Annotated in this window: 14 protein-coding genes; all 14 read right to left on the minus strand. The window is 71.7% G+C overall.

Annotated elements, in window-relative coordinates; all coding sequences use genetic code 11:
- Positions 1 to 207: 207 nt before the first annotated feature.
- The 14 genes from ABZ117_RS01295 to mrdA all read right to left on the minus strand — a co-directional run bounded on the left by ABZ117_RS01295 (position 208) and on the right by mrdA (position 20,239).
- The gene (locus ABZ117_RS01295) at positions 208 to 5,085 is read right to left on the minus strand and encodes an Rne/Rng family ribonuclease (RefSeq protein ID WP_356816289.1); all 4,878 of its coding nucleotides are present in this window, start codon (positions 5,083 to 5,085) and stop codon (positions 208 to 210) included.
- A gap of 262 nt (positions 5,086 to 5,347) precedes the next feature.
- On the minus strand, positions 5,348 to 6,124 hold the full coding sequence (locus ABZ117_RS01300) for a TIGR03936 family radical SAM-associated protein (RefSeq protein WP_356816290.1): 777 nt from the start codon (positions 6,122 to 6,124) through the stop codon (positions 5,348 to 5,350).
- A gap of 46 nt (positions 6,125 to 6,170) precedes the next feature.
- Positions 6,171 to 7,283 carry a hypothetical protein gene (locus ABZ117_RS01305; protein WP_356816291.1) on the minus strand — a complete coding sequence of 371 codons (1,113 nt, stop codon included), beginning with the start codon at positions 7,281 to 7,283 and terminating at the stop codon, positions 6,171 to 6,173.
- A gap of 37 nt (positions 7,284 to 7,320) precedes the next feature.
- Positions 7,321 to 7,920 (minus strand): hypothetical protein, encoded by a 600-nt coding sequence (locus tag ABZ117_RS01310; RefSeq protein WP_356816292.1) that lies wholly within the window; start codon positions 7,918 to 7,920, stop codon positions 7,321 to 7,323.
- Between the two features lie 634 nt (positions 7,921 to 8,554).
- On the minus strand, positions 8,555 to 9,232 hold the full coding sequence (locus ABZ117_RS01315) for a contact-dependent growth inhibition system immunity protein (protein WP_356816293.1): 678 nt from the start codon (positions 9,230 to 9,232) through the stop codon (positions 8,555 to 8,557).
- Between the two features lie 21 nt (positions 9,233 to 9,253).
- Positions 9,254 to 9,553: an RNase A-like domain-containing protein gene (locus tag ABZ117_RS01320; RefSeq protein WP_356816294.1), complete on the minus strand. Its 300-nt coding sequence runs from the start codon at positions 9,551 to 9,553 to the stop codon at positions 9,254 to 9,256.
- Positions 9,554 to 9,606: 53 nt separating this feature from the next.
- On the minus strand, positions 9,607 to 10,095 hold the full coding sequence (locus ABZ117_RS01325) for a hypothetical protein (RefSeq protein ID WP_356816295.1): 489 nt from the start codon (positions 10,093 to 10,095) through the stop codon (positions 9,607 to 9,609).
- 19 nt (positions 10,096 to 10,114) lie between these two features.
- Positions 10,115 to 11,809 (minus strand): RNase A-like domain-containing protein, encoded by a 1,695-nt coding sequence (locus ABZ117_RS01330; RefSeq protein WP_356816296.1) that lies wholly within the window; start codon positions 11,807 to 11,809, stop codon positions 10,115 to 10,117.
- Positions 11,809 to 12,120, minus strand: a complete 312-nt coding sequence (locus tag ABZ117_RS01335; RefSeq protein WP_356816297.1) for a WXG100 family type VII secretion target — start codon at positions 12,118 to 12,120, stop codon at positions 11,809 to 11,811. Before ABZ117_RS01335 ends, ABZ117_RS01330 begins: the two co-directional genes overlap by 1 nt.
- A gap of 58 nt (positions 12,121 to 12,178) precedes the next feature.
- On the minus strand, positions 12,179 to 12,604 hold the full coding sequence (locus ABZ117_RS01340; protein ID WP_356816298.1) for a WXG100 family type VII secretion target: 426 nt from the start codon (positions 12,602 to 12,604) through the stop codon (positions 12,179 to 12,181).
- A 597-nt stretch (positions 12,605 to 13,201) separates the two neighbouring features.
- A complete protein-coding gene (locus ABZ117_RS01345; RefSeq protein WP_356816299.1) occupies positions 13,202 to 15,163 on the minus strand; it encodes a TIGR03960 family B12-binding radical SAM protein in 1,962 nt (653 codons plus the stop codon).
- Positions 15,164 to 15,233: 70 nt separating this feature from the next.
- Positions 15,234 to 16,736: a CYTH and CHAD domain-containing protein gene (locus ABZ117_RS01350; protein ID WP_356816300.1), complete on the minus strand. Its 1,503-nt coding sequence runs from the start codon at positions 16,734 to 16,736 to the stop codon at positions 15,234 to 15,236.
- A gap of 51 nt (positions 16,737 to 16,787) precedes the next feature.
- Positions 16,788 to 17,984: a rod shape-determining protein RodA gene (gene rodA / locus ABZ117_RS01355; RefSeq protein ID WP_356816301.1), complete on the minus strand. Its 1,197-nt coding sequence runs from the start codon at positions 17,982 to 17,984 to the stop codon at positions 16,788 to 16,790.
- Positions 17,981 to 20,239 carry a penicillin-binding protein 2 gene (mrdA, locus tag ABZ117_RS01360; RefSeq protein ID WP_356816302.1) on the minus strand — a complete coding sequence of 753 codons (2,259 nt, stop codon included), beginning with the start codon at positions 20,237 to 20,239 and terminating at the stop codon, positions 17,981 to 17,983. The genes rodA and mrdA overlap by 4 nt, the downstream gene beginning before the upstream one ends.
- Positions 20,240 to 20,303 lie beyond the last annotated feature (64 nt).

A 20,303-nucleotide genomic window follows, 5' to 3' on the forward strand; every position in this document is an offset into this window, starting at 1 on the left:
ACGGCACCCCCGCAGGCCAGCCGCCCGAGAACAGCACGGACGACCTCTCCCGGCCCGCAATGCGTCCGGGAGGAAGAAGGTTTACGGGGATGTGGCGTGTCAGTGGACACGCCGACGGTCCAGGTTACGGGGCCACGGCCGAAGGGGTCAAACCGGGCCCGGCCGGTGTGCGGCCGGTCACTCGGACCGGCCGCACACCCGCGGGCGTCAGCCCTCGTCGTCGGCGGTGGGGACCGTGGCGGTCTTCTTCGCCGTCGACTTCGCGGCCGTCTTGGCGGTCTTCGTCGCCTTCTTGGCCGTCGTCTTCTTGGCGGCCGTCTTCTTGGCCACGGTCTTCTTGGCGGCGGCCTTCTTCGCCGGGGCCTTCTTGGCCGCCTTGCGGGCGGTCTTCTTGGCCGGCGCGACCTCCTCCGCGGTCTCCTCGGCCACCGGGGCCTCGGCCACCGCGGGCTCCGCCGGGGCCGACGGGACGACCACGACGGCCGCCTCCTCGGACGCGGTCGGCGCCGTGGCCTTGCGCACCGCACGGCGGCGCGGGCGGGCCGGTGCGGCGGACTCGGCGGGCGCGGGCGCCTCCTCGGCGACCGGAGCCTCGGCGACCGGCGGCGCGGCCGGCGCCTCGGCCACGGGCGCGGCCTCCGGCACCGTCACGACGGCCGCCTCGGCACCCGCGGGGGAGCCGGCCGGGGCCGACACCTTCCGGGTCGCCCGGCGGCGCGTACGGCCCTTGGGCGCGGCGTCCTCGGCGGCCGGGGCCTCGGCCTGCGGCGCCGGGACCACCTGGTCCTCGGCGGCCACGGGCTCGGCCAGCGCCTCGGTGGCCGGCTCGGGCAGCACCGGGCGCGTCGCCGCCTCCTCGGCGGTGACGTGCTGCGCGGTCGGAGCCGCGGCCGGCTCGGCCTCGGCGGCGAACCCGGCCTCGGCGGTCCCGGCCCACTCGGCCTCCTCGGCCCGCGACGCCCGCTCGGCCCTGGACGCCCGCTCGGCCCGCTCCGGCTTCGGCGCGCCCGCCGGAGCCGACGCCCGGCGCCCCGCCCGGCGGCGCGAACGGCCACGGGTGGCCGCCGCCTCCGCCTCGGCGACGCTGCTGTACAGCTCCTCGTCCGGCTCGAAGTCCGGCCCGGGCAGCGCGACCGGCTCGGCGGCCTCGGCGGCCACCTCCACGGCCGTCTCCACCTCGGGCTCGACGGCCTCGCCGCTCTCCACGGCCACGGCGGCGGTCTCGTGCACGTGCTCGTGGACGTCGCCGCCCCGGCCGCGCTTCTTGCGCTTGCCGCCGCCACCGTTCGCGGTCACCTGCTCCAGGTGGACGACGACACCGCGGCCGTTGCAGTGGACACAGGTCTCGGAGAACGACTCCAGCAGGCCCTGGCCGACCCGCTTACGGGTCATCTGGACCAGGCCCAGCGAGGTGACCTCGGCCACCTGGTGCTTCGTACGGTCCCGGCCCAGGCACTCCAGCAGGCGGCGCAGCACCAGGTCCCGGTTCGACTCCAGGACCATGTCGATGAAGTCGATCACGATGATGCCGCCGAGGTCGCGCAGCCGCAGCTGACGCACGATCTCCTCGGCCGCCTCCAAGTTGTTCCTGGTGACCGTCTCCTCCAGGTTGCCGCCCTGGCCGGTGAACTTGCCGGTGTTGACGTCGATGACGACCATCGCCTCGGTCCGGTCGATCACCAGCGAACCGCCGCTGGGCAGCCAGACCTTGCGGTCCAGCGCCTTGGCGAGCTGCTCGTCGATCCGGTAGGTGGCGAAGACGTCGGTCTCGGACGTCCACCTCGACAGCCGCCCGGCCAGATCCGGGGCGACGTGCGCGACGTACCCGTGGATGGTCTGCCAGGCCTCGTCACCACTGACGATGACCTTGGAGAAGTCCTCGTTGAAGATGTCGCGCACGACCCGGACGGTCATGTCCGGCTCGCCGTAGAGCAGCGTCGGCGCATTCGAGCCGCCGCCGTTCTTGGCCTTCTTCTGGATGTCCTCCCACTGCCCCTGGAGCCGCTCGACGTCGCGGCGCAGCTCCTCCTCGCTCGCGCCCTCGGCGGCGGTGCGCACGATGACGCCCGCGTCCTCGGGGACGATCTTCTTGAGGATGGTCTTCAGCCGGGCCCGCTCGGTGTCGGGCAGCTTGCGGCTGATGCCGGTCATCGAGCCCTCGGGCACGTACACCAGGTAGCGGCCGGGCAGGGAGACCTGGCTGGTCAGACGCGCGCCCTTGTGGCCGATCGGGTCCTTGGTGACCTGCACGAGCACGGGCTGCCCGGACTTCAGGGCGGACTCGATGCGGCGCGGCCCGTTGGCCATGCCCAGCGCACCGAAGTTGACCTCACCGGCGTACAGCACCGCGTTGCGGCCCTTGCCGATGTCGATGAAGGCGGCCTCCATCGACGGCAGCACGTTCTGGACCTTGCCCAGGTAGACGTTGCCGACGTACGAGGTCGACTGCTCCTTGTTGACGTAGTGCTCGACGAGCACACCGTCCTCGAGCACGCCGATCTGGGTGCGCTCGCCGTGCTGGCGGACGACCATCACCCGCTCGACGGCCTCGCGGCGGGCCAGGAACTCGGCCTCGGTGATGATCGGGACCCGGCGGCGGCCCTGCTCGCGGCCTTCCCGGCGGCGCTGCTTCTTGGCCTCCAGACGGGTCGAGCCCTTGATGGACTGCACCTCGTCGGACGGCTCGCTGGGCTTGCGCGGCTCGCGGACCTTGACGACCGTGCGCTCCGGGTCGTCGACGGACGGCTCGGGTTCGGCAGCCGTGTCACCGGCCCGGCGACGGCGGCGGCGCCGGCGACGGCTGCTGGAACTGGAACCGGCGGAGTCGTCGCCCCGGACGTCGTCGGCGTCGTCGTCCTCGTCCTCCTGCTCGGCGGTGTCCTCGGCGTCCTGCGCGGCCTGCTCGGCGGCTACGTCGTCGCCCTCGGCGTCGGCGCCCTCACCGTCGGACGCGTCACCGCGGCGGCGGCGGCGTCCGCCACGGCGGCGACGGCGGCGCGAGCCGGACTCCTCGAAGCCGTCGGTGTCCTCGGCGTCGTCGGCTTCGTCGGCTTCGTTCTCGGCGAGGTCCTCGGCAGCCTCCGGAGCCTCGTCGGCGTCCTCGGGCTCCTCCGCTTCCTCGTCCTCGTCCTCGGCCACGGCCCGCACCGGCCGGGTCTCCTCGGGGGCGGCCCCGCGGCGGCGCCGGCGGCGGCGCGAACCGGTCTCGGCGCGCTCCTCCGCCCGCTCCTCCGCGTACTCGTCGGTCTCCTCCGTACCGGCGGCCTCGGCCGCGGCCTCGGCGGCGGCCCGCTCCGGGGTCTGGAACCTGGGCTCGGTGAACACCGGCGCCTGGAAGACGGCGACGGCGGGGCGGGCGGGCCGGCGCGGGCCGTCGGCGTCCTCGGCGGACCGGGCCGCGGCCGGACGGGCGGGCTCGGCGAACCCGGACGCGGCGCGCTCGGCGCGCTCGCCCCGGCGGCGGCCGCGGCGCTGGGTCCCACCCTCGGCGGCCGGCGCGGGGGCCTGCGCCGCCCGGGCGGGCTCGGCGGTCTGCGCGGTCTCGGGGACCTGCGGGGCCTGGCTGTGCACTGCGGGCTCCTCCGCCTGGTCGGCCTGCTCGGCCTCCTCGCTCACCGGCGTACCGGTGGGCGTGGACACCCGGCGAGCGGCCCGGCGGCGCGTACGGCGCGGAGCGGCCTCCTCGGCAACGTCCTGGTCGCCCTCCTCGGCGGCCGGCACCTGGGGCGCCTCGGGCGTCTCCTGTGCGACGGGAGCGGCCTCGACCACGGCCGCGGTCTCCTCGGCACCCTGCGGGGCACCGGCGGGCGCGGACACCCGACGGGTGGCCCGGCGCCGCGGACGCGCGGCGGGAGCGTCGGCCTCGGCCGGCTCCTGGGCCGTCTCGGCGGCCGGCACCTGCGGCGCCTCGGGCGCCTCCTGCGCGACGGGAGCGGCCTCGACCACGGCCGCGGTCTCCTCGGCACCCTGCGGCGCACCGGCGGGCGCGGACACCCGACGGGTGGCCCGGCGCCGCGGACGCGCGGCGGGAGCGTCGGCCTCGGCGGGCTGCTGCGCAGTCTCGGCGTCGGCGGCCGGGGCGGGGGCGGCGGCCGGGACCACGGTCTCGGCGGGCGCGGCCTCGGCGGACGGGGGCGCGGCGGTGGGCGCAGACACACGACGGGTCGCGCGACGGCGCGGGCGCCCGGCGGGGGCTTCCTCGGCGGGCTCCGCCTCGACAGCGGGCTCGGCGGCCTCAGCGGTCTGCGCGGTCCCGGAGATCTCCGCGGCACCCGAGGCGCCTTCGGCGGCCGTCGACACGCTGCGCGTGGCCCGGCGGCGGGTGCGGCGCGGAGCGGCTTCCTCGGCAGGCTGTTCCGTCACGGAGGGCTCCTCCGCAACAGCGGTGTCAACGGACTTGGTGGGCTCGACGGCCCCGGCAGTCTCCGGCGCGCCGGTCACGCCGGTCACGCCGTCGGTCGGCGTAGCAACGCTGCGCGTGGCCCGGCGGCGGGTGCGGCGCGGAGCGGCTTCCCCGGCAGGCTGTTCCGTCACGGAGGGCTCCTCCGCAACAGCGGTGTCAACGGACTTGGTGGACTCGACGGCCCCGGCGATCTCCGGCGCGCCGGTCACGCCGTCGGTCGGCGTAGCAACGCTGCGCGTGGCCCGGCGGCGGGTGCGGCGCGGAGCGGCTTCCTCGCCGACGACGACCACACCGGCCTCGGCGACGGCGGCGTCCGCGGACGCGGCCGGTACGACGGTCTCAGCGGTCTCGGCGGGCGCCGGGGAACCCACGGGCGCGGACGCCCGGCGGGTGGCCCGGCGGCGCGGACGCGCCGGTGCGGCCTCCTCGGCGGCGGGCGCCTGCGCGGCGGCGGCAGCCCCGGGCAGCTGTTCGGTGTCCGGGGTGTCCTCGGTGCTCTCGGTCACCGCGGTCACCTCGTCCGCGGCCGGTATGGCCGGCACGGTGACCTCGGCGGACGCCTCCGCGGGCCCGGCGGGCGGGCCCGCCGGGCGGGAAGCGGCACGGCGACGCCTGCGCGGCGGCAGGGTGTCGCTGGGGGTGTTGAGTTCGGAACCCTCGGTGGGTTCGGTCGGCTCGAGCATGCGGGCGTTTCTCCCGTCAGGCTCCCGGGCGCCGCACCTGGTCCGCCGGCGGTCTCTGGGGACCGTCCGCCGTTGACGTCCGCGGCCCGCGCGATACGCGGTGGCCGCCGTCCGGGGCGCGGGCGCCGCACGGGAGCACTCTGTGTCCTGTCTCGCCGGTTCCGTACGCCTTGTCGGTACGGCCTGGCGAAAGTCTTATGGTCGGTGCGCTGCCCGACCCAGGTGGCTCCCGAGTACGAGGGCGGCGCTACGACGTCCGTCCCTACGCGGAACCTTCCGGCGTCGGCGCCGTCGCGGCGGCAACCGGTGCGGCCGTCAGGGCCTGGGCTGCCTCGCGGTCGGGCGCGAGCGGGTCGGTCACCGTGCCGGTCTCTTCATCGAGCAGCCCCTGCGCCAGCCTGGTCACCGCAGCGGGGACCGGCGGCGCCAGGTCGGCCACGGCGCGGAGACCGGACAGGACGTCGTCGGGTCGCACGGCAGGCGTCACGTGCCGAACAACCAGCCGCAGTATCGCACAGGGCAGGTCGGTCGGCCTATCAGCCGGCGATCCGTGCGTGTCCAGGCTCACCACGGCGGGGCGGGCGTCGAAGGTACGGACGCCGTTCTTGGTCGTGCGCTGCACCTCGACGGCGTCGGCCGCGGCGAAGGCCGCGACCGCGCGTTCCGCGTCGGCCGGGTCGACCCCGTCCAGCCGCAGCTCCCATACGGAGGCCGTCAGCCGGTCGGCGAGACCAGGGGTCCGCGCCTCCACCGCGTCGATGACGTCGAGCCCGGCGGGCAGCGACTCGTCGAGGAGGACGCGCAGGGTCTCCGGGTCGCGCGCCTGGGTGAGCGCGATCTCCAGGTACTCCGCCTCACTGCCCGTGCCGGTGGGTGCGGCATTGGCGTACGACACCTTCGGATGCGGCGTGAACCCCGCCGAGTACGCCATGGGCACCTCGGCGCGGCGCAACGCACGCTCGAAGGCGCGCTGGAAGTCTCGGTGGCTGGTGAACCTCAGGCGGCCGCGCTTGGTGTAGCGCAGTCGGATGCGCTGCACCGCGGGTGCGGGCGGCGGGCCTTCGGGCTGTCGCTTGCCCAGTGTCCTAGTCCTTCGTGAGAGCGGTCGTACTGTTACCAAGACTACGTGCCGCGGCGCCCGAGGGTTCCCGCCGGTCCGCCGGAAGCGGCCGGCCGGGTCCCCCGAACAGCATCCGGCGGGCCTCCGCGCGGGCCTGCCGCACGGTGGCGCGGGCCGTGGCCAGGGCCTCCCGGCCGGCCCGGCCCACGGCGCGCACGCCGTCGGCGACGGGCCGCAGGACGGCGTCCCGGACGACGTGCCCGACCGGGGTGAGAACGCTGCGGTACACCCAGCGCGCCGGCTCCACGAAGATCCACCGGAAGAGGGTCCCGAGCGCCCGTCCGACGGCCCGGGAGATCCGCCCGGCGATCCGCCAGGCGTGCCCGAGGGCGTCCCCCACCTCGCGGGCGACGACAGTGAGGAACCGCCCGACGGGCGCGAGCACCCAACGCCACAGCGCCAGGGCGGGCAGGACCAGCAGCACGCGGGCGGTCCAGTACAGGGCCAGACCGGCACCGGTGACGAGCAGTCCCAGCAGCCACCCCAGACCCCGTACACACCAGGCGACGGCCCGGCCGGCGGGGGCGAGGACCCAGGTGTACAGCCACCGGGCCGGTACGACCAACAGGTGGCGCGCCAGCCAGGCGACGGCCGTGTACGTCCCGGTCCCGAGGACGGCGAGCACCGCGCCGACGCCGGTCAGCAGCCGGGCCAGCCCATGCCCGACCGGGCTGAGCACGCGCGCGTACACCCACGCCAGCACGGCGCCGGCCCCGCGCGCGAGCCGGGCGAGGGCACGTCCCACGGGGGTGAGGACCCAGCGGTACAGCCACACCGCCGGTACGCCGACGAGGACCGCCGCGAGCCAGGCCAGCGCGCGGCCGGCGGGCACCGCGACATAGCGCCACAACCCCACGGACGGCCACACGAACACCGCGCTGCCCAGCCACAGCAGGGCCCGCCCGAACGGCCTGAGCAGGGTGTCCCGCAGCAGCCGCCCGGCGGCCACGAGGACGTCCCACACCATGCGCACCGGCACGACCAGGACCAGCACGACGATCCGCACCGGCAGGCGGACGGCGACGACGAGGCATCCTTCGGGCTGCGACTGCTCAGCGGGCGGCTCACGGAGTTCCATACCCGGATAGACGCCGGGGCCGCCCGTCCGGATCCGGCTACAGCACCCGCGCTTTGTACGCCTCGGGATAGTGCTCGGTGAACTTCACGGCCACGACCAGCAGGGCGATGGGGACGACCCAGTTGAACCAGTCGTCCTGCGCCGGGTACCGGACGGCCAGCCAGGTCGAGACCGTCATCAGGGCGAAGACCGCGCCCCACACCGCCGTCAGCACCCGGTTGATGTGCTGGAACACGGGCGAGTCCCACACGGCCCGGGGCGACGACTCGCGGGCGTACTGCGCGGTGAACGGGTCGGCGAACAGTGATCCGAGCGCCACGAGGGCCACCAGTCCGTTGGAGATGACCTGGGCGTACGTCTCCAGCCAGACGAGCTGCCCGCGGTCCAGGGCCAGCGCCAGCACCGAGAGCACCGCGAAGAACACGATGCCGGTGATGTCGAGGGGCCGGAGCCTGCCGTGCAGTATGTCCCGCCCCGACAGGACGATCGCGGCGATCAGCGCGGCGAGGGCCGCGTACTCCCAGGTGGAAGGGCTGGCGACCACGCCGAAGATGATCCACGGCGCGAACGAGAAGAAGACGCCGCCGGTGCTCACGGGTTTCTTCGGCGGGGCCTTCGCCGCCGTCTGCTGAGCCATGGGAGCTCCTCCCGTCAGATCCGCGGCCACCCCCTCCACTCCATCGTGCCGTCACCCAACCCCGAACCGCCCGTCGTGCGGCCCGGACAAGGGCGCCCTGGCGTGACATCGCCGACAACGGCAGCGACGGCCCGGTCAGTTCGGTCCGGACGCTGCTGGGCGCGCCGACGGTCGCCCGCGGCTACCACGTCCTGCTCTTCGACGGCCCGGGCCGGCAGTCGATGCTCTTCGACCGGGGGATGCCCTTCCGGCCCGACTGGAAGAGCCACCCCGGTCACCGACTTCCTTCTCGCCCGCCCCGGCACCGCCCCCCCAGCGGCTCGCCCTGGCCGGCGTCGACCGGCCCTGGCCGCGACCTGGCACTGGCGGGCCCGGCCGTACGGCATCGACTCACCGTTCGGCCTGCTCACAGAGGTCTCCCGCTACGACGTCACCCCCGTCGCCCACCGGATCACCACGGCGCCCCTGATCACCGACCCGGACGGCGAACACCTCTGGCCGGGCACCGCACAGGAGCTGTACGACCTCCTGCCCGGCCCGAAGCGGCTGGTCCCCTTCACCGAGGAGGAGGGCGCACACCTGCACTGCGAGCCGCTGGGCCCCGCCTTGTTCGAACAAGAGGGCCGCAGCGCTCTTACCCGGCGACGTCCGGCGAGCCCGGCCCGCTGAGCAGGTCGGCGACGAGTGCGAGCCAGGCATCCGGTGAGTACGGGACCGGGGGATCGACCTCCATGCCCAGCTCGGCGACAGCGACGGCGTAGTCGGACTCGTCGAGATCGAGCGCGAGGAGTTCGTGCAGTTCCCCGATCAGCCGGGCGACGACATGCGGGTCTGTCGAGCCGCGGTAGTCCTCGACGGCCGCGGCGTGGTCGGTGAACTCGTCGGGCATGTCCTGCGAGAACCAGCCACCGAGGAACTGGCCCAGCTCGGGAAAACGGGCTTGCCACTCCCAGTGGGTGGCAGGGATGGCCGGCGGCGGGACCTCGCCCGCCTCGATGCTGCGCTTGATGTGGTCGGCGAGGCAGAAGAGCCACTGTTGGATCTCCCCCTCGGCAAGGCCGACATCAGGGATTGCGTAGAACTCCCCGAGTCGCAACCGCAGCCGCCCCGGCGGCCTCTCGGCGTAGTCACGCAACTGTCGCTCGGCGATGGCCAGAGCCCACGGTCGGCTGTGCCAGGTCTGCCGGAGGTACGCGGTCAGGGCCGCGCCGGGCCTGTCCGGTGTGTCGTCCGCCGGATGTCCGAGGTAGGCGCGCATGACCTGGTCGAGCTCGCCATAGCGGCGGTCGTGTTCGAGAGGGCTCAGGGGCACGGTGGTCAGCCTCTGCGATCGCTACACATAAATGGGAAAGGTGGCATGGACGGCGAAGCCGTGCGGGAGGGAGGCATCCCGCTTCAGAGTGACGCGGGCGGCCCGAACATCGACGGGCTCCCGCCCGGCCAGCATCATCGCCTGCAGCAGGACGCGTCCGACCGGCTCGGACCGGGACGGCCAGGATGCCTCGATGGTCAGGCGCGAGCGTGTCGACTGGGCCAGCCAGCGGTGGACCAGCTGCTCATTGGCGGTGACGACCTGCTGGGTGGCCCACTGCGCGGTCTCACGGTCGGGGTATGTCGCGGAACGGGTGCGCATCTTCGGTCCTCTCCTGGGAGCTGTGACGGCGGCGGTCGGATGACTGCGAACGGCTAGTCGTCCTCGAAACGCCAGAGAACCAGGACGTCCTCGTCCGATACGCCGACCAGGCAGATGTCGATGGTGGTCCCGGCGAGGACGTTGGCGTGAAAGGACGAGGCCAAGAAGTCACCCTCCTCACCGTCTTCCGCGTGCCCATGATTGGTGAAGAAACGTGCGCCATTCCCCGCCGCCCTCAAGAGTTCCCGCAGGCAGGCGTCGCGTTTCTCATCCGGTGCGCGAAGGGATGTACAAGGGCCGTACAGAAGAGATCCAACCGAAATCAGCCCGGCTAGCTCCATGGCCTGGCCGGGTGAGACCTCGAGGAGACTGTCCCGCAACTCCTGACGGTCGACCTGCCGGAGTACGGGATTCCCCTGAATCACTTCCATCACCGTGTCGTGCCAGTCCGCGCCACCGCGGGCCCCGAGCGCGACGAAGGCCTGACGTTCGTCAAAACGCCCCCGTACGCACGCCGGCAGATCCATCTTCCTTTTCGTCACAGCTCCTCCCCTGGTGTTCTCACGGAAGCCTCGGCATGGACGTGTAGACCACATAGGGCGGGTGAAGGCCGTTCTTGTACTTGAGTACGACCTCCACCGAATGCGCATCCTGCGCCGCACCCGCCCTCGGGTCCGCCGACGTAACGGTACGCCCGGTCACAGAATTGAACTGCACCGGATCCAGCTTCAGAATAGAATTGTCGGCGCGCGGCCTTGAAAGCCATTTCTTGATTTTTGCCTGATTGTCCACACCTTCGTTCTGCCGGCCCGAATTAGCCGACGGGCCCACATATTCCACCGTGTCTTGCGTGTATTTCTGGGCGCCCGCCAGGTCGGTGAAGCTTGAAGCAGCGGGAATTGATGACTGATCCCTGAGTCGCTGCGCCAACTGCTCATCGGTCTTGCCTACGTGTTTATCGATGACGTGGCTGCCGTGAATCGCCTCTTGACTCGCCAGGTCGATTGGATACGCGTGGTTGGCCTCGCTGTCGCCCGGCACGGTGTACAGCGGGTTTCCTTTGAAGTCGGTCAGGGCCCGCGCGCCGAACGCCTCGGCGCGGGCGGATTCCGCGATGAACGTCGGGGCGCTCGTGTACGCCTCGTCCAGCGCCGACATCAGGTCCTTGATGCCTCGAACCTGACGGTGAACCCGGTTGTCGTAGGCGGCGACGGCGTCATTCATGGCGCCTTCGTCGATGTTCAGGACGATACCGACCGATACATCCGCGACCAGGCCCTTTCCCGCGTGCCACAGTCCCTTCACCAGGCTCTTGGCGTCCGTGACGTCCAATTCTCGCGGATCGAGCTGCTTGATGCTGTCCAGCACGGCCTGTCGATAGATCCGGTGCAGGTCGTCGCGAACGTCTTCCGCCGCTTGGGCCACGTTGTACACGGCATCGACCATGGCCTCACAGGTGTCGAACAGGACGGCGAAGACCGGGTGGCTGGTGCCTCTCTTGCGCGCGCCGTCGTTCGCCCAGTCGTAGCCGTCTCGGTTCTGTCCCCAGGCGGACGTGCCCCACAGCGTGCTGCAGAACTGCCGCATGGCGTCGTACCACTCCTGGTTGGACTGGTCGGTGATGCCGCCAATGAAGCTGGTCAGCATCCCGTCCACCATGCTGAGCGTGGTCTGCGGCATCCTCCACGCCTCAGAGACCTTGTACAGCCGCAGGTGATTGGGCAGTGGGAGGATCCTCGCCGCCTTGCCCCAACGGCACTCGTGTTCCAGCAGAGGGCGCAGGATGGCGAGCACCACGGCTTCCAGCCCTTCCAGGGCTTTTTGTGCGAAGTCTTGGCCGGCGTCGAAGTCCCCCCACTTGAAATCGGTGACCGGCCCGTACCTGGGTGGTGTGTCGATCACCTGCGGAAGGGGGCGCTGGGTCGCATGGCCAGTTGGTGAAGGGTGTGTGGCGGCGTCAGCCGCGGCGTAGTTGTTGGCAGTGCTGGTGAATCCGACGCCGGCACCACCGACGCTCACCACGGCCTTGGCCCACACCTCGAGGAATCGATTGGCGACTTTCACGTAGGCCTGGGTGAAGTCCTTCATGGCCGAGCCATTGCCGCCGCCGTCGGGGTACCGTGCCAACTCATCGACAAACGCCTTGATCCCCCGGTCGAGAGGGTCCTGTTGGCCGGCCACGTTCGAGGAGACCTGGTAGAGGACCGACGGCGTCACATCGATCTTCCCCTGCCCGGGGGCCGCCGAGGTGGCCATCACGCGGCTCCCCAGCCGCGCAGGACCGCTCTGTGCGCTGCCGCGTAATTGGCGTGGCCGGTGGTGACGTACTGGTGCAGCCACTTCTGTGCCGCCTGCAAGTCCTGCGCAGAGCGGTCCCACTCGTCGAGCTTCTCGACGAAGACCTCGCGGGCTTCACCCTTCCAGGACAGGACAACCGGTTCGACGCGTTCATAGAGGTCGTCCAGCTTGCCGCTGAGCTGTTTGAGGATGTCTTCCAGCTCGACGGCCAGTTCATGCAACGTGGCGAACGAGACAGAGATGTGGTCACCGTCGGCACCAGTCGACATAATTCCCCCCTGAAGTCGGTGACAGTGCTTGCCAGGCCGGCACGTGGCGCTGCGAGCGTCAGAAACCGTCCAGGTTGCTGCGCGGACGAACCAGATCGTCGCCCGCTCCCGCATTCGGCGTGGAGAGCTTGTCGACCTCGCTGTCGACATCCACGTGGATCCGACGCATCTGTTCGAGCACATGCAGATCGTCGGCGCTGAAGCCGTCACGACTCATCCGAACAGCTTGCTCCAGGCCCTTCACCACCTCCCGGATACGTACGGCGTCGCCCGCGGCAGCACGATGGAACTCCCGGTACGCCGTCGCCGCCGGCCCCCGCCAGCCGGCCTCGATACGGTCGACGAGTTCATCCATGCGCTTGATCTGTTTGTCCAGGTGGTCCTGCATCTCGCCGAGGTCATCGGCGAGCTTGGTCAGGCCCTCGGACGACACCCGCAGGTCGGGGCCGCCGTTCTCACCCACGCTCGTGCCTGGTGCCCCCATGCCGTACCCCCCACCATGTCGGCATCTCACCTCTCAACTGACTCCAGGATCATACGAAAGACTCACCGAGGCGCAGGGCTGCGGGCGACCCGGATGGGGCCGGCTCCTGTCGTCGGCAGGGGCAGTTGTCGCGTTCCGGGCCGCCGAGACGGTCCACGAGGCGCTCTAATCGCTGCCCGCGCGACTCCTCAGCGGCCGGGGCCGCCCGCCGTTAGACGTACCCCGGTCCGAAGGCCGATAGTTCTGCCTCTAGCGCCCGCTTGATGAATCCGCCGCTGCCCTCCGGCAGAAACTCTCCGAGCTTCGCACTGGACAGGTAGAGCAACTCCCTCATCGCACCTCCAGCAACGCCAACTGCGCCCGTCGCACAGAGAGGCTAGGCGAGCATGCCCGAAGGCCGGTCGGGCCCAGACAGCGACCTGTCAAAGGCGGTCGGAGGAACTGCCTGCAATGAGCCTCAGACCCGCTCAACCTCGGAGACGATGTGCGGGGCACTTCCATCGCCCGCGCAACGGCTTCCGGCGGGGCGGCGCCGACGGGTGAGGGGGCGACGCGCCGACCGCAGCCGGCGCAGCGGCCGCCTCGTCCTCGCTCACCTCAGTGCGTGTGGCCGCCCGAAGCCGGTGTCGGTGCCGCGTTCTTGACCGTCAGTGGCAGGAGCTTCTTGCCGGTCGGGCCGATTTGTATGGCCGTGTCCATCTGCGGGCACACGCCGCAGTCGAAGCACGGGGTCCAGCGGCAGTCCTCGACCTCGGTCTCGTCGAGGGAGTCCTGCCAGTCCTCCCAGAGCCAGTCCTTGTCCAGGCCGGAGTCCAGGTGGTCCCAGGGCAGGACCTCCTCGTAGGTGCGCTCGCGGGTGGTGTACCAGTCGACGTCGACGCCGAAGGGGGCCAGCGCCTTGTCCGCGCAGGCCATCCAGCGGTCGTAGGAGAAGTGCTCGCGCCAGCCGTCGAAGCGGCCGCCGTCGTCGTAGACGGCGCGGATGACCGCGCCGGTCCGGCGGTCGCCGCGGGAGAGCAGGCCCTCGACGATGCCGGGCTTGCCGTCGTGGTAGCGGAAGCCGATCGAGCGGCCGTACTTCTTGTCGCCGCGGATCTTGTTGCGCAGCTTCTCCAGGCGCGCGTCCGTCTCCTCCGCCGACAGCTGCGGCGCCCACTGGAACGGGGTGTGCGGCTTGGGCACGAAGCCGCCGATGGACACCGTGCAGCGGATGTCGTTGGCGCCCGAGACCTCGCGGCCCTTCTGGATGACGTGCATCGCCATGTCGGCGATCTGGAGGACGTCCTCGTCCGTCTCCGTCGGCAGGCCGCACATGAAGTACAGCTTCACCTGGCGCCAGCCGTTGCCGTAGGCGGTGGCGACGGTCCTGATCAGGTCCTCTTCCGAGACCATCTTGTTGATGACCTTGCGCATGCGTTCCGAGCCGCCCTCGGGGGCGAACGTCAGACCGGAGCGGCGGCCGTTGCGGGTCAGCTCGTTCGCCAGGTCGACGTTGAAGGCGTCGACGCGGGTGGAGGGCAGGGAGAGGCCGATCTTGTCGTCGGTGTAGCGGTCCGCCAGGCCCTTGGCGATGTCACCGATCTCCGAGTGGTCCGCGGAGGACAGGGAGAGCAGGCCCACCTCCTCGAAACCGGTGGCCTTCAGGCCCTTGTCGACCATGTCGCCGATGCCCGTGATGGAGCGTTCCCGGACGGGGCGGGTGATCATGCCGGCCTGGCAGAAGCGGCAGCCGCGGGTGCAGCCGCGGAAGATCTCCACCGACATCCGCTCGTGGACCGTCTCGGCCAGCGGCACGAGGGGCTGCTTGGGGTAGGGCCACTCGTCGAGGTCCATGACGGTGTGCTTGGACACGCGCCAGGGCACACCGCTCCGGTTCGGTACGACGCGGGCGATACGGCCGTCGGGGAGGTACTCGACGTCGTAGAACGCCGGGATGTACACCCCGCCGGTCCTCGCCAGGCGGAACAGGACCTCCTCGCGCCCGCCGGGGCGGCCCTCCGCCTTCCACTCGCGGATGATCCGGGTCATGTCGAGCACGGCCTGCTCGCCGTCGCCGATCACGGCCGCGTCGATGAAGTCGGCGATCGGCTCCGGGTTGAAGGCCGCGTGGCCGCCGGCCAGGACGATCGGGTCGTCGACCGTGCGGTCCCGGGACTCCAGCGGGATCCCGGCCAGGTCGAGGGCGGTGAGCATGTTGGTGTAGCCCAGCTCCGTGGAGAAGCTGATGCCGAACACGTCGAAGGCCTTCACCGGGCGGTGGCTGTCCACCGTGAACTGCGGGACCCGGTGCTCGCGCATCAGCGCCTCCAGGTCCGGCCACACGCTGTAGGTGCGCTCGGCGAGGACGCCCTTCTGCTCGTTGAGGACCTCGTAGAGGATCATGACGCCCTGGTTGGGCAGACCGACCTCGTACGCGTCGGGGTACATGAGCGCCCAGCGGACATCGCACTCGTCCCACGGCTTGACCGTGGAGTTGAGCTCGCCGCCGACGTACTGGATCGGCTTCTGCACGTGCGGGAGCAGAGCTTCGAGCTGCGGGAAAACCGACTCGACAGGCATCTCGCGAACCTTCATGAGCTGACAGGGGGGACCCTTCAGCGTAACCCGGCCGGCGGCTCCCCCCGAACGCTCAGCCGAGCGCCCCCCTCCCGGTCCCGCGCCACCGCGCGGGCAGCTCCGCCTGGGCCGCGGCCGCCCGTGCCTCCTCCCTGCCGTACAGCACCCCGTACGTGAACGTGCTCTCCCCCGCCGCGTGCGCCACCGCGGCCAGCTCGCGCAGGGCGCGGCGGGCCATGACGCTGTCCTGGTGGCCGCCGAGGAGGGTGGTGAGGGACTTCATGTCCTTGGTCAGGGTGCGGGCGGGCGCGCCGAGGGCCGCGGTGGCCGCCTCGGCCGCGTAGCGGGTGCGTTTGGCCTTCTTGCGGGCCTCGTGCAGGGCGAGGTCGCGTTCCTCGCCGGGCGGCAGGCGCAGCGCGTGCCGCATGGCCCGGGTCAGCTTCTTCTCGTCCTTGTGCACGGCCTTGGCGAGCGTCTTCGCCGGTTTCCTCCCGGCCGCCCTCAGCAGCGGCGGGTCGGCGAGGAGGGCGTCCAGGCCGTCCAGCAGGGTGAGGTAGCGGCGGGAGTCCAGGACGCCGGTCACGTGGGCGTGGGTGCCGGTGCGGCGGGGGTCCGCCCAGGCGGCGAGGCGTCCGGGGACGGGGCCGGTGACCAGGCCGGGCGGCAGGGCGCCGAGGGCGGTCGTCAGCCGGTCGGCCAGCACCTCCTGGTCGCGGCCGGCGCCCAGCTCGCCCGCGAGCCACTTCAGCTCGGCGGCGACGGGGCCGGTGACGTCGCGGTCCAGCACGCCGCCGAAGGAGCGCAGGGTGCTGCGGGCGCGCCGGGTGGCGACGCGCATCCGGTGCACCGCGTCGGGGAGGTCGCGGCGCACTGCGGGGTCCAGCCCGACCAGTGCGTCCCGCTGGGCGCGGAGGTAGGCGAGGACGTGGTCGCCGGCCGTCCGGGGCGCCGGGGGCCCGTTGTTCGGCTCGCGGCGGTCACCGGCGGTGCGTTCCAGGGCGTGGGCCAGTTTCGACGGCGATGCGGAGGGGCGTAGGCCCGCCTTGCGCAGCCGTTTGTCCACCCGGTCGAGGAAGGCGGGGTCGCCGCCGTCGGCGAGTTCCACCTCTGTCTCGGTCCACCGGGCGGTCCCGCCCGCGCCGGTGAGCCGCTCGGCGGTCACGGCGTCGACGCTCAGCTCGGCCAGCAGGGTGCCGTCGGCGTCGACCAGGTGGCGCACGTCGCGGTCGGAGCGCAGCCGGACGAGGGGGATCAGCTCGCGGTCCCGGACGCGGGAGCGGACGAGGGCGGCGATCTCCTCGGGGACGGTGTCGGACAGCGGGGCCCGGATCTCGTCGCGGACCGAGGGGGCGACCGGGAACTTCAGGTGCCAGCCGGCGTCCGGGCCGCCGGTGCGGCGGCGCAGGGTGAGCGAGGCCCCGGCCAGGCGTTCGTCGGCGGTGTCGTAGTAGGTGGCGTCCAGTTCGGCCATGCCCTGGTCGAGGACGGCCGCCACCCCGGCGACTCCGGTGAGGTCGGGGAGGCCGCTGCCGTCGGATTCGTACTTGCGCTCGATCTCGCGCTTCGCGTCCGCCATGCCTCGAATCTAGTGCCCGGGGCGCCGGCGGGGCAGGGGGCCGCCGCGGGCCTACGCGGACATCGGCCGCTGCACCTTGATCGACTGCAACAGGCCCAGCGCCACCCAGACCGCGAACATCGACGAGCCGCCGTAGGACACGAACGGCAGCGGCAGACCGGTGACCGGCATGATGCCGAGGGTCATGCCGATGTTCTCGAAGGCCTGGAAGGCGAACCAGGCGACGATCCCGGCGGCGACGATCGTCCCGTACAGCTCCGTGGAGTCACGTGCTATCCGGCAGGCGCGCCACAGGACGACCCCGAGCAGGAAGATGATCAGACCGGCACCGACGAAGCCCAGCTCCTCCCCCGCGACCGTGAAGACGAAGTCCGTCTGCTGCTCGGGCACGAACTGGCCGGTGGTCTGGGAGCCGTGGAAGAGCCCGGCGCCGGTGAGCCCGCCGGAGCCGATGGCGATGCGGGCCTGGTTGGTGTTGTAGCCGACGCCCGCCGGGTCGAGGTCGGGGTTGGCGAACGCCGCGAACCGGTTGATCTGGTACTCGTCCAGGATGTGCAGCTGCCAGATCGCGATGCAGCCGATCACCCCGGCGATGAGCAGGCCGAACACCCAGCGGTTGGAGGCGCCGGAGGCGAGCAGCACGCCGAGGATGATCGCGACCATGGCCAGCACCGAGCCGAGGTCCGGCATGAGCAGCAGGATCAGGATCGGTACGGCGGCCAGGCACAGGGACTGGAACGCGGTCCGGTGGTCCGGGTACGGCTTGTCACCGGCGTCGACCCGGGTGGCCAGCAGCATGGCCATGCCGAGGATGATCGTCACCTTGAGGAACTCGGCGGGCTGGAGCGAGAAGCCGCCGATGACGAGCCAGTTGCGCTGGCCGTTGATGGTGGCGCCGAGCGGGGTGAGGACGACCAGGGCGAGGAGCACCGACAGGCCGTAGAGGACCGGCACGGCGTTGCGCAGGGCCCGGTGGCCGAGCCAGACGACGGCGATCATCAGGGCGATGCCGATGCCCAGGTTCATCAGGTGCCGGAACAGGAAGAAGTACGGGTCGCCCTGGTTCAGCTCGGTGCGGTTGCGGGTCGCCGAGTACACCAGCAGCGAGCCCATGAGCGACAGGGCGGTGGCGGCGAGCAGTATGGGCCAGTCCAGCCGGCGGGTCAGCGAGTCGCGGGCGAAGATCCTGGTCCAGCCGGCCCGCTCGGGGCCGTACCCGGAGACGGAGAAGCTGTTCGTGCCGGTCATCGGGGCATCCTCCGGCTTCCCGTCCCGCGGGACCGTCTGCGGGTCCTGCGGGTGTTGCGGTTGCCCGTGGTGGGCGGGGTGGTGCCCGCGGGCTGTTGGTCGCCGCCGTTGGTGGGGTTGTTCTTCTGGGCGGCCTCGGCGTCCTTCGCCGGGTCGCCGGTGACCTTGGGGGCGGCGATGGTGCCGTCCGGGCGGACCTTGGGCAGGCCCTGCTGCGGCTCGGGCAGCATCGCGCGCTTCTTGTCGACGGTGCCGTCGGCCTGGACGCCGTAGAGCGCGCTGTAGATGTTGCGGACGGCCTCACCGGAGGCCCCGGAACCCGTACCGGCCTGGGCGATCGTCATGATCACCGTGTAGTCCTTGGAGTAGGTGGCCAGCCAGGACGTGGTCTGCTTGCCGTAGACCTCGGCCGTGCCGGTCTTGCCGTGCAGCGGGATCTTGTCCTGCGGCCAGCCGCCGAACTTCCAGGCGGCCGTACCGCGGGTGATGACGCCGGCGAAGGCGTCGTTCATGCCCTTGAGGGTGGCCTGGCTGACCGGCAGCCTGCCGCGCTTCTTCGGCTTGATCTCCTGGACGGTCTTTCCGTCGGCGCTGATGACCGCCTTGCCGATGGTCGGCTGGTACATCGTGCCGCCGTTGGCGACGGCGCCGTAGATCACGGCCTCCTGGATCGGCGTGACGAGGGTGTCGCCCTGGCCGATGGAGTAGTTGATCTCGTCGCCCTCGCGCATCTTGTTGCCCTCGAGGCAGTTCTCGTAGGCGATCTTCTCGACGTAGGAGCCGTCCTTCTTGCCGGACCGGCACCAGGCGTCCTTGTTGGCCTTCCAGTAGTTCAGCTTCCACTGGCGGTCCGGGACGCGGCCGGTGACCTCGTTGGGCAGGTCGACGCCGGTCTCGGCGCCGAGGCCGAACTGGTGGGCGGCCTTGAAGAAGTAGTCCTTCGGCCGGCCCTTCTTGGGGTTGATGCCGCCGTCGCGCTTCCACTCCCGGTCGGCGAGGCCGTAGAAGACGGTGTCGCAGGAGACCTCCAGGGCGCGGCCGAGGGAGATCGGCCCGAAGTTCTCGCCCTCGAAGTTCTTGAAGACCTGGCCGCCCACCGAGTAGGAGCTGGTGCAGGGGTAGCGGCCGTCGAACGCGTAGCCCGCCTCGACCGCGGCGGCCGTGGAGACCACCTTGAAGGTGGAGCCGGGGGCGGCCTGGCCCTGTATGGCCCTGTTGAGCAGGGGGTAGTCCGAGTCCTTGCCGGTGAGGGCCTTGTAGTCCTTGCCGGAGATGCCGCCGACCCATACGTTCGGGTCGTAGGTCGGCGCGGAGGCCATCGCGACGATCCGGCCGGTCTTGGCCTCCATCACGACGACGGCACCGGAGTCGGCCTTGTAGTTCTCGCCGGTGATCTTGTCGTACTGCTGGCGGGCGACCTTCATCGCCTTGTCGAGTTCGTACTCGGCGACCCGCTGGACCCGGGAGTCGATGCTCGTCACCAGGTTCGAACCGGACTCGGACGCGTCCGACTTGGCCTTGCCGATGACCCGGCCGAGGTTGTCGACCTCGTAGCGGGTGACGCCGGCCTTGCCGCGCAGCACCTTGTCGTACTGGCGCTCCAGGCCGGAACGGCCGACCATGTCGGAGCGCAGGTAGGGCGAGTCGGTGTGCTGGGCCTGCTGGATCTCGGAGTCGGTGACGGGCGAGAGATACCCGAGGACCTGCGCGCTGTTGGACTTGCCGGGCGCCGGGTAGCGGCGGACGGCCTCGGGCTCGGCGGTGATGCCGGGGAAGTCCTCGGAGCGCTCGCGGATCTGGAGGGCCTGCTTGGCGGTGGCCTCGTCCGTGATGGGGATCGGCTGGTAGGGCGAGCCGTTCCAGCAGGGCTGGGGGGTCTTGGCGTCGCACAGCCGGACCTTCTGCATGACCTCCGCGGGCGTGATGCCGAGGACGCCGGCCAGCTTGGTGAGGACGGCCTTGCCGTCGTCCTTCTGCTTCAGCAGGTCGGTGCGGGAGGCGGAGACGACCAGGCGGGTCTCGTTGTCGGCGAGGGGCACGCCCCGCGCGTCCAGGATGTCGCCGCGCACGGCGGGGTCGACGACCTGCTGGACGTGGTTGCCGGAGGCCTCCTTCTGATACGCCGCGCCCTCCCGGATCTGGAGGTACCACAGCCGGCCGCCGAGCGTGCCGAGGAGGGAGAGGACGAGGATCTGGATCACGACGAGCCGGATCTGGACCCGTGGGGTCCTCCCGGTCTCGGGGATGTTGGTCACTGCGGTGTCTCCCCCTCTCCCTGTGCGGATGTGCGGGCGCCGGGCGCGGTGCGGGGCGCGTGGG

Source organism: Streptomyces sp. NPDC006309 (genome assembly GCF_040613095.1).
Taxonomy (GTDB): domain Bacteria; phylum Actinomycetota; class Actinomycetes; order Streptomycetales; family Streptomycetaceae; genus Streptomyces.

Bases quoted from the DNA above. Each gene is read 5' to 3' on its own strand.
- ABZ117_RS01340 (WP_356816298.1), bottom strand. From the start codon at position 12,604: ATGGGGGCACCAGGCACGAGCGTGGGTGAGAACGGCGGCCCCGACCTG.
- rodA (WP_356816301.1), bottom strand. From the start codon at position 17,984: ATGACCGGCACGAACAGCTTCTCCGTCTCCGGGTACGGCCCCGAGCGG.
- ABZ117_RS01330 (WP_356816296.1), bottom strand. From the start codon at position 11,809: ATGGCCACCTCGGCGGCCCCCGGGCAGGGGAAGATCGATGTGACGCCG.
- ABZ117_RS01305 (WP_356816291.1), bottom strand. From the start codon at position 7,283: ATGGAACTCCGTGAGCCGCCCGCTGAGCAGTCGCAGCCCGAAGGATGC.
- ABZ117_RS01295 (WP_356816289.1), bottom strand. From the start codon at position 5,085: ATGCTCGAGCCGACCGAACCCACCGAGGGTTCCGAACTCAACACCCCC.
- ABZ117_RS01345 (WP_356816299.1), bottom strand. From the start codon at position 15,163: ATGCCTGTCGAGTCGGTTTTCCCGCAGCTCGAAGCTCTGCTCCCGCAC.
- ABZ117_RS01335 (WP_356816297.1), bottom strand. From the start codon at position 12,120: ATGTCGACTGGTGCCGACGGTGACCACATCTCTGTCTCGTTCGCCACG.
- ABZ117_RS01310 (WP_356816292.1), bottom strand. From the start codon at position 7,920: ATGGCTCAGCAGACGGCGGCGAAGGCCCCGCCGAAGAAACCCGTGAGC.
- ABZ117_RS01350 (WP_356816300.1), bottom strand. From the start codon at position 16,736: ATGGCGGACGCGAAGCGCGAGATCGAGCGCAAGTACGAATCCGACGGC.
- ABZ117_RS01320 (WP_356816294.1), bottom strand. From the start codon at position 9,553: ATGCGCACCCGTTCCGCGACATACCCCGACCGTGAGACCGCGCAGTGG.